General features: G+C 56.4%; 4 protein-coding genes. 3 read left to right on the top strand and 1 reads right to left on the bottom strand.

Annotated features, from left to right (window positions below):
* Positions 1–264: 264 nt before the first annotated feature.
* Entirely contained in the window at positions 265–1,443 is a 1,179-nt protein-coding gene (locus HYU99_11960) for a redoxin domain-containing protein (protein MBI2341061.1), read from the bottom strand.
* A 213-nt stretch (positions 1,444–1,656) separates the two neighbouring features.
* Here HYU99_11960 and HYU99_11955 point away from each other — a divergent pair, with 213 nt between their 5' ends.
* Genes HYU99_11955 through HYU99_11945 form a run of 3 tightly spaced genes read left to right on the top strand, consistent with a single transcriptional unit; the run spans position 1,657 to position 5,418 of the window.
* Positions 1,657–2,844: a TMEM43 family protein gene (locus HYU99_11955; protein MBI2341060.1), complete on the top strand. Its 1,188-nt coding sequence runs from the start codon at positions 1,657–1,659 to the stop codon at positions 2,842–2,844.
* 9 nt (positions 2,845–2,853) lie between these two features.
* On the top strand, positions 2,854–4,065 hold the full coding sequence (locus HYU99_11950) for a D-alanyl-D-alanine carboxypeptidase (GenBank protein ID MBI2341059.1): 1,212 nt from the start codon (positions 2,854–2,856) through the stop codon (positions 4,063–4,065).
* 54 nt (positions 4,066–4,119) lie between these two features.
* Positions 4,120–5,418, top strand: coding sequence for a hypothetical protein (locus tag HYU99_11945; GenBank protein ID MBI2341058.1), 1,299 nt, complete (start codon positions 4,120–4,122; stop codon positions 5,416–5,418).
* The last annotated feature ends 305 nt before the right edge of the window (positions 5,419–5,723 follow it).

Below are 5,723 nucleotides of genomic sequence, written 5' to 3'. Positions count from 1 at the left end.
CGACACCACATCCGATTGCGTGTTCTGGGACGGCATCGGTTATAACCTTCGCGATTCGTTCTGGGGATTGTTTTAGTGCTCCCGGATGAGTTGGATATCTCCGCCCTTAACTTGAATTTGCTCCCTTCAAATATTGCGGCTGCCCGGTCAAATCAGTAGAATTTGCTATCTGTCTCGTTAAAGTTTCGTTCAAATTTCGAAGAGCACCTATATGAGGCTTCTTGCTGTTTGCTTGATATGTATCTCTATATTTACGGCAGGGTCCTACGCCCGGGCCGAGGATGATTCCGGCAAGGGCTCGGGCTCGGGCGTTGCCTGCGGCGCGGGTGCGGTATTGGTGACCGGGGTCGGCGTCGGAATATCTGCCGGCGACGGGGTGACCTGGTCTTCTTCGGTATTACCCGTCGGCTGGGCCAGCGCCGCCTGATTTAAAGGTCCGTCAATCCGCGCCTCGCGGCCGCTTCCGGCGAAGGGGTGGATTTCGCCTGATTTCAAATCCATTTTCCAGATCTGATGAAAACCGGCCATGGCCACATAAAGTGAACCGTCATGCATCAGAAGATCCCACGGGGAATTGAGACTCACCGACCCGGCCGCACCGCCCGAGTGAAAACGGTCCGCCTGTTTGCCCGTTCCCGCAATCGTCTTTACCGTTTTGTTTTTGAGGTCGATCGCCCGAAGGGCGTGATTTTCGGTGTCGGCCACGTAAAGAGTGTCGCCATCCGGCGCCATCCCCTGCGGGTGATTAAATGTCGCCTTCGCATAGCCGCCATCAGTCAATCCGGTTTCACCGCTTCCGATCACCTCCCGGACCTCTCCCTCCAGGGAGGCAACAACAATCCGGTTGTGATTTGAATCGGCGATGAACAACCGTTTTGATGCCTTGTCGGCCAGGACCTTGCCCGGAAACGAAAGAGGCGCCTCTTTAACCCGGTTTTTCTCGAGCGGCAACGTGAGCGGTTTTTTGTTTAAAAGCCCCCGCTTTTCAAAATCGGCGGCAACCTGTCCGATCAATCCATCCAACGGCTCATAAACCCCCTCGCCCGAAATGGCGCCGACAATATTTCCCGCCGGATCGATCAAAATAAGGGTCGGCCAGGCATGCACATCGTAGGCGTCCCAAATCCGCATATCCCTGTCGTTGACCACCGGATGAACCAGCTCATACCGCATGATCGCCTCGCGGATATTCTGCGTCTCCTTTTCGGTGGAAAACTTGGCCGAATGGACGCCGATGACCACCAGTTCGTCCGCGTATTTTGTCTCCAGTTTTTTCAGATCGGGGATCACATGCATGCAGTTGATGCAACAGTAGGTCCAAAAATCGAGAAGGACCACCTTCCCCCGCAACTCTTTCAGGCTCAAGGGGCCTCCGGTATTAAGCCACTCCATCCCCGAAGGAAAATCGGGGGCCTCCTGGGCGGCTGAACTTACCGGAATCATTGAGGTGCGCCGCAGGCCGGCCGATTGATAAAGAAGGAACCCGATGACTAAAAAAAGGGCCAAGCCGGACAAGATAACGCGAAGTTTCTGCATCATTGGCTATTAACGAACGAAGGGACGATAAATTTTAATGGATGAAAACCCCGTTTTCTTTCGCCTTGATGCCACGCCCGATTTCTTTTAAAATCTGTCTTTTAACTTAAAGGAGGTTCTATGCCCGATGTCGTCTCTGTGGTGACCAAACGAAAGGGATTCGGCGGCAGGCTTGCCGATTCCATCAAGGGGATCTTTTTCGGTTTCATCCTGTTTATTGGCGCCTTCCCCCTTCTGTGGTGGGGCGAAGGGCGGCAGAATCTGGCGGAGTTCGTTCAACAGGCAACGAGAGTGGAACCGGCTGGAACGCCCGCCATCAAGGAGAGCCCCCTCATCAAAACCACGGGGATTGTCTCTTCCGCTGAAAGCGTCACTGATCCGCAGTTCCTTCCCGGTTTATCCGGCGAAAACATCCTTCAGCTCGAACGCAACGTGCAAATGTACGCCTGGGACGAAGACGTAAAAACCGAGGAACGGGGGGAGGAGGAAATCAAGACCTACACCTACACAAAGGAGTGGACCTCCTTTCCTTCCAACTCCTCAAATTTCAACACCCCGGGGGGACACGAAAATCCCCCGATGACGGTAAATGATGAAAGCTTCAAGATACAAAATGCAACGGTGGGTGAACTCGCCTTTGACGCCGGGAACGCCGAATTTTACGAGCTTTCGGACATGAGTCTGGAACAAAACCAGACAGCCGGCGACTTTCAGGGGCGCAAAACGGTGTTGAGCGCCGGAGGAAAATATCTCTATCTGCCACTGCTCGCCTCGGCGCAAAGCCCCGAATCGAGCCCCCAGTCCGGGTCGGTGGCGGCGCCACTGGCGTCTCCCCAGATCGGCGACCTTCGGATTTCGTACGCCTATTATCCCGCCAACAAGACCGGGACCGTTGTAGGGGATTGGGACGGGAACTGGATTACCCCGCACATCTACCGCAAAACGGGAACCTTTCTGGGCGTCTATCCCGGCACGGCGGAAATGTTCGCCGCCATGCTGGAAAGACAGCACCGGATGATCACCTGGATCATCCGCATCGGTTCGCTCTTCATGATGTGGATCGGCATGAACATGATTCTGGGGCCGATCCTCGTCGTCATGGAAAAAATTCCCGTTCTGGGCGCCCTCGGGCGCGGGATGATCGGCCTGGTTACCGGGGCGATTGCCTTTGTGCTGTGGCTCGCCACGCTGATCATCGCCAACCTCTGGGCGCTTCTTGTCGTGGCAGGGCTTCTTGTCATTATTGCCATCGTCGTGGTGAAAAAGAAAAAGGGGGAAACGGCCGCGGCCCCGGCGGTTCCGGCATAGAGGGAAAAAATGCGCCGGCTCTTTTTCTTTTTCCTTCTTTTCCTTTCTTCTCCCGCCTTCGCCGGGGATTGGCAGGCCCCGTTCATCAAGGCGCTTAAAAACGGCGGTGTCCTTGTCACCGACGAAAACGGAAAAACGCTTCTGGAGCACCGTGCCGATGAGCCTTTCATTCCCGCATCGACCATCAAGATGGCCACCGCCGCCTGCGCCCTGCATGTTTTTGGAAGGGACTACCGGTTCGCCACCGAATTTTACAAAACCGAAGATGGCGACCTCGCGGTGAAGGGATACGGCGATCCCCTCCTCCTCTCGCAGGAGCTCAAGCGCATCGCGGGGGTCCTTGACGCGAAGGGGGTTGATGCCGTCCGCGACATTATTCTGGACGACAGCTATTTCGATGCGCACATCGTCATCGACGGCGTGGAGCGTTCGAACAACCCTTACGACGCCTTGAACGGCGCCCTTTTGGCCAACTTCAACACCATCAACATAAAAAAATTCAAAAACGGCAAGGTCGTTTCGGCCGAACCGCAGACGCCGATCACCCCCATTGCGGAGGCGATGGCCAAAAAATTAAGGGCCGGAACGCACCGGATTAATCTTGGAGGCAACCCCGAAAAGGCGCGGCTCTATGTCGGGGAATTGCTCGCCGCCTTTTTAAAAGAGGAGGGAGTGCCCGTGACGGGAACCATCCGGCCGGGCCATGTCCCCTTTGCGGCGGAGATCATCTATCGTCACGAATCATCAAAACCGCTTAAGGAGGTGATTCGCGGGATGCTTGATTTTTCCACCAACTTTACCGCCAACCAGCTTTTTCTGGCGATGGGGGGAAGGCAGTTGGGGCCGCCGGCGACGGTGGAAAAGGGGGTGAGCGTGCTGAAGAGTTTTTTGAAAAACAATGTCGGCTGGAACAATTTCAGCCTGGCCGAGGGTTCCGGCCTTTCGCGGCAGACCCGCGTCACTCCCCGTCAAATGGTGGCGCTTTTGAAATATTTTGAGGCCAATCAGGGCCTCCTCCCGATTCACGACAAGGTTTTTCTGGCCAAAACCGGAACTTTGGATGGCGCCAACACCTATGTCGGCTACTTCCCTTTGCCGGATGGAGACATGGCGCGGTTTGCCCTGATGGTCAACGACCCTGTGCCGTTCGACTACAAATTCAAGCTGGCGAAAATGTTGTATAACGGGCTTCATGGGCTTCCCGTGGCCAAAACCCGTTAGACACAATTTCAAATGCATGGTATTATAGGTTTTTATTTTGAGAGGGGGTAAAACATGAATACGGGCAAGATGCGCAAAAACGGTTTTTTCAGGCTTTTAAGCCGGATTCTTCCGGCATTTCTTGTCATGGCTTATGGACACTGCGGGGCCGGAGGAGAAGGCGACGGTTCATCGGGAGGGACAAGCTTCGGCGACACGGTCAGCGAGTTGAATGACCAGGAAGACGAGGTAAACGCGACAACCTTCAGTTTTGCCCAGGCCTATGAGGGATTTTTTGGAGCGGACTTGGACAGTCTCACCGCCGACGAAGTCCGAAGCGCGGTGGATGACTTCACCTCTTCCGGGGATGACTTTGTCGATGCGGCCGAAACCTACAGCGATTTGCTGGAATCCTATCAGGGGGATGTTTCAGCCTCTTTATCGGCTTTGGAAACCAAATTTCAATCGGCCGGAGTGGATACGCTGACCTCGGACGTCGGCGGAGTGATTCGGGACACCAAGACAGGGGAGGAAAACTGCCGCGCCGAGCATGACCCGGAAACGGATCCCAGCGGATATAAGACCTGCATCGACCAGCTTCGCCAGACCCAGTTGACTAACGTGGCCAATATCGGCGTGGGGGCGGTGGTCAGCTCCGGCGCCGGGGCCATTGCCGGTCTGGCCGCAGGGGCGGCCGGCGCGCCGGTGCTGGTTGTGGTGGGGGCCACCGTCGGCGTCGGGCTGGTGGTCGGGCTTGTCTGGACCTGGTGCACCAGTTCCTCTTCCTCTCTTTCCGATGACATCCTCGCGGTCTCGTCGGGCGATACCTGCAATTTCACCTCATGCCAGGGAACGGTCAGAGAATTGTCGGACGGCCGCAAGGCCGTCATTTGCTCCGTACCGCCGGGAACGGGCACCCTGACCATTCACCCGTCCGGCGGAGTGCCGATCGCGCAGGATGTCACCATCGACAGTAGCGGAGTGACGGTGGACATCAGCGATTGCGACGCGGACGAGGAGAGCGCCACGGCGGAGGACGCCGAAGACTGTAATTCCAGCACTGAAGAAGAGACAGGGGCCGAGGCCGAGGGGTCTTCCTGTTCCGAGGTCGCCACAATTTCCGCCAACAACAGCCCCGCCGATCCGTCACCGGGGGAAGATGTCACGGTCACCGCCACCGTTTTCCCCACCGTTTCCGGATGCACGGTTGACTTCGGCATCAGCGGCACGGACGGTTATTCCAATTCCGACAGCCCCACAACGGATTCCGGCGGTTCCGCCTCTTTCACCATTCCGGGGGGGGCGGAGGGGGTGGTGGACACGGTGACCATCGAGAGCAGTTCGGTCTCGACAACGATTGTTTATACGTTCTGACGCTTGCTCCGGAGGCCGGACTCGAACCGGCGACAAAGCGGTTACGATCTGACTTGAGTTTCCCCAAGAGTCGGACTTTATCTTCACCCTTTCGCTAAAAAAGCGAGATGGGGTGGCGGGTGTAGAGTCTCTGCACTTGCCCTCCCTTGGTGCGCCAAAGCCTTAGCGAAGGCGACGCTCCAAAGAATGCTAGCTCAGGATTGCCGGCGCCTCGCCCATGTGCTGGCGATCGTTTCGGGTTCCCTGACTTAGCCCGCTTTTCACCTCAATGTTACCAGTGAGGGCTGCTAACTCGGCATGGATTT

The sequence above is a fragment of the Deltaproteobacteria bacterium genome, from assembly GCA_016183175.1.
GTDB lineage: Bacteria > UBA10199 > UBA10199 > UBA10199 > SBBF01 > JACPFC01.
The sequence above is the reverse complement of the archived record's forward strand: the minus strand, read 5'-3'. Positions and strand labels throughout refer to the sequence as shown.